The organism is Desulfocucumis palustris (assembly GCF_002933875.1).
In the GTDB taxonomy this organism is placed as follows: domain Bacteria; phylum Bacillota; class Desulfotomaculia; order Desulfotomaculales; family Desulfocucumaceae; genus Desulfocucumis; species Desulfocucumis palustris.
On sequence record NZ_BFAV01000020.1, the window covers coordinates 1 to 3,662 of the forward strand.

5 protein-coding genes are annotated in these 3,662 nt (G+C 48.6%); all 5 read left to right on the plus strand.

The window, feature by feature from the left end; genetic code table 11:
- Positions 1-285: hypothetical protein (locus DCCM_RS02295; protein WP_207655525.1), on the plus strand; the 285-nt coding region annotated here is incomplete at its 5' end.
- A gap of 19 nt (positions 286-304) precedes the next feature.
- Positions 305-490 (plus strand): Flp family type IVb pilin, encoded by a 186-nt coding sequence (locus DCCM_RS02300; protein WP_104370854.1) that lies wholly within the window; start codon positions 305-307, stop codon positions 488-490.
- Positions 491-501: 11 nt separating this feature from the next.
- Positions 502-972 (plus strand): hypothetical protein, encoded by a 471-nt coding sequence (locus DCCM_RS02305; RefSeq protein ID WP_104370855.1) that lies wholly within the window; start codon positions 502-504, stop codon positions 970-972.
- A complete protein-coding gene (locus tag DCCM_RS02310) occupies positions 953-1,681 on the plus strand; it encodes a hypothetical protein (protein WP_104370856.1) in 729 nt (242 codons plus the stop codon). The genes DCCM_RS02305 and DCCM_RS02310 overlap by 20 nt, the downstream gene beginning before the upstream one ends.
- Positions 1,682-1,697: 16 nt before the next feature.
- Positions 1,698-3,662: hypothetical protein (locus DCCM_RS02315; RefSeq protein ID WP_133163938.1), on the plus strand; the 1,965-nt coding region annotated here is incomplete at its 3' end.

Below are 3,662 nucleotides of genomic sequence, written 5' to 3' on the forward strand. Positions count from 1 at the left end.
GGTGCCGGAGACGCAAAGTTAGCCTTTGCCTCAGGTTTATTTTTGGGAATGGACATGATATTTCCCTTTCTATACTTCATGGTTGTGTCCAGGTGCTTCATGGGGATAGGGGCAAGGGTTTACCACGGCATCAAAAACCCCCGGCTGGCCCTGGCCAATCTGAAATGCGAACTTAAAATGGCACCCCCGGTAATAGACGTTATCAAAGCCCCCGGGGCTTGGACCATAACCCTGGGGGTAATATTAACCGTTAACCGCCACCATATCCTGCCGGGAATGTTTTAATGAGGGGAGGGCTTTAGTTGTGAGGAAAATGCTATTGGACCTGATAAGGGACAACCGGGGCGTCACCGTGTTAGAGTACACATTGTGGGCCTTTATTATCGGTGGTGTGTCAATTGCCATCTGGCAAGGCATCGGGGATTCATTAAGGCCGGTGATTAATACCGGAACACAGAGCCTGACAAACATAACATCTTCGGGTTTTTAGGGGGAGTTTCTTTGAATAGCGGAAAGAAGTACAAATTATTGCATATTATTGAGGACGGCACAGGCAGCACGACCCTGGAAGTACTTCTTGCTCTTTCTGTTTTGGTCTTCCTTACCTACGGGGTGATTGAATACGGTGTTCTACAGTCCAAGCATCAATACGCCGAACACACCATGCACAAATACAAGGACCGCATGAGGGTGGAGGGATATTTGACGGCGGCGGACGAGGCGCAATTGATAAATGAATTCAACAGCTTTGGCTGTGTCGTGACGGATATCCAGGGTCCCCGGGAGAGCCGGGGGAACCCCAGGGTGCTGCGCACCATGGACCTGGCTGCCAGCACCATAACCTTAAGGGTGACCTGCCGGCCGCAGCCGGAACCGCTGCTGGTAAACAGGCTAATCGGCAGCAACACTCCGGGGGCGGCTTTCAGAATCATTGTGGGCGGGGGAGGGCTAAGTGAGAGAATCAATCCGTAAACTGGTTAAAAACAATTCCGGAATGGGCACCTTCTGGGGAATTCTTGCCCTGGGGACCATCATGATTATTTTCGTGGCGGCAATCCGTCTTTCGCACATGGTAACCGGCGCGGATATAGACCTCCAGGAGGCCGTGGCGGACGCCTGCAAGGCCGCGGCCCAGCAGGTGGAGCCCCGGAGCGAGGCGGACAGCTATCCTTTAATTGAAACGGAAAAGGCGCACGACGCCTTTAGATACGTGCTGGCCTTAAACCTTAACCTTGACGAAACCACGCTGGAGCCTAGAGCTAATTCCATGGTGAAAGACACTCCAGGCTATAATTTTATTGTCTATAACGGGTTTGATTATTATGAAGATGAAACATATACCGGCGGCCCGGGAGGTGATCTGGCATCCACCGGGGCCAAAGCCTATACCCAATACATTTTCTCCGAGGGGGCTTTGAGCAGGGATGACAGCCCCGACCCGGGCTTCATACCCAACCTCCCGGGAAACTGGCCAAGGACGTTTAACATCAACGACGCGGGCGGCAGCATGGTTTTCCGGGTGGAACTCCCCAATTGCGGAGTTGTGGCCGTTGTTAACGCGGACCTGGTGGAGGTGCTGGGGAAAGATTCGATAAACGCCACCAGGTGGGCGTCGGCGGCGCTGACCTGTAACGGCGGGACGTGCGGCATTCCGCCTGCGCCGGAACCCACGATTCAGTGAAAAACGAGGTGTTTCCATGAGATATAAACCAAATGTCAGCCCGGTGATCTTTATAATGGTGCCGGTGGTCATGGTTTTTTTCGTGCTTTTTCTGTGTGTTTTTTACAAATACATAGACAATGACGGACTTATAATTACAAGGCAAATTATCAGACCGGGCTTTGTGGTGGGGGCAAAGTATAGGGCATATGCCCCGGAAGAGCTCGAGAATGATTTTAAAATAACGCCCGCGGACTATAACAAGGAAATTAGCATTAATATTTCTGACAGCAATTCCGGCAAATTAAAGAATGCAAAAGGGTTTGTCCGGGATAAAGCGGTTGTCTACCAGAAGGGCTACAGCTCGGTTAGTTTTGTTCCAACCCCCAATAGTGTTATTTTTGATTACAGTGATTTAAAACCGGAGCAGAATGGCGAAGAAGTTATTTTAAAAATACCTGTTAATGAATTGATTCCATATCGGTGCAGGGACGGTACCTTGCTGTTAAGGGATCCAAAGGAACAGCCAATATTAAAAATCAATGCCTTTGACGTTGATGAAAAAGGAAAGGTAATTGAAGCTAATAAACCGGTTGACGTGGAATTTGGAAGCAAGCATATAATTTTTAAAAGCAAGCTGAGCACCATAAAAGGAATAAGAACCATGATTGAGTTGGAGGATGTATCCGACCAGCCGGCAGTTACCGTTAAGGGCGAAATCAAGTCCATGAGAACGTTGACCAGCAAGACCTATCTCATGTCTGACGGGAGTCATAAAAGGGAACACGTGGTGAATGTGGTGGAAGATATCGCTGGCAGGTCATTGACGGTCGAAAGACCTCTTTTCTATGAAAACTGCCAGGGCAAATTCAGCCCCATTGAAATAGGGCTGGTGGAAGACGCTGAGCTTGCAAAGTTTAAGAATAAGGTGAATACTCTTTCTCGGGATTCGTATGGTGAGGTGTCCGGGAAACTGAAAGCATATGACAGAGATTATGGCAGCGCCGGGGATATGGAGGATGCTTGCTGGTATGCGCTAAAAACGCCTTATTACGCCGCCATACCTAAAAAGTTCAATAGAGGCTATACCATAAAGCAGGATTGTGCTTCGGTAGAGTTTATCCCACAAGGGACATCCTCAAAGACAGGGGCGGAAAGACCCGGGCAGGGCAGCGTGGTGAAATACGGCGACGCCTGGAAGGACACCGATGTGCTGCTGGATGCCCAGCCGGATAAATTAAAGGAATATATCATTGCAAAGTCCAGTGCGTCACCGGAGGTTTTTACCTATGAACTGCAAGGGCGGACGGAAGGCCTTTTGTTTGAATCGGCATACCTGGTGGATGCCGTTGGCCAAAAAAGAAAAGTTAACCAAATCCTTCGTAATGAAGGCGGGAAAACTTATCTTGATATAAAGCCTGTCTATGATGGTCTCAAATTCCCTGTGGTTATCGACCCTACAATACATTTCCACCTGCATGGCAACACCCATGGCGTATCGGATACCGACTGGGACTTTACCACTCCGGAAGGGTACACTGCTAAAGGGACATATACAGTTACAATACAAAATGAATTTAATTATAGTTACGGCGGCTTTGGAGAATTAATGGTGCCAATCGGCGACAGCTGGAGTCCTGTCACCTTAAACCAGATTTATAATGACTTCATGGTTATAAATGTAAGAGCCATAGTGAACGGTCAAACCAATTATTTTCCAAATCCGCCGTTACCTGATTTGGATCCAGATGTTTACATCGATACTTATTACAATGAGGTAACCTTCAGCGGAGATCTTGCCGGGTTTAAAGAAGGGGATAACCATATAAGGGTCTGGTCTGACAATTTTCAATTGGGATGGGGCCGTGCCGATGTTGCAATAGCTTATACTTACGTTCCGGTTGCCGGCGCGCCGGTGGTAAATAACCGAAACGTAGAAAAAACGTCGGCGGAAATTTACTGGGACGCATCCCCTTATCCCCCCGGCACAACCTATACAATT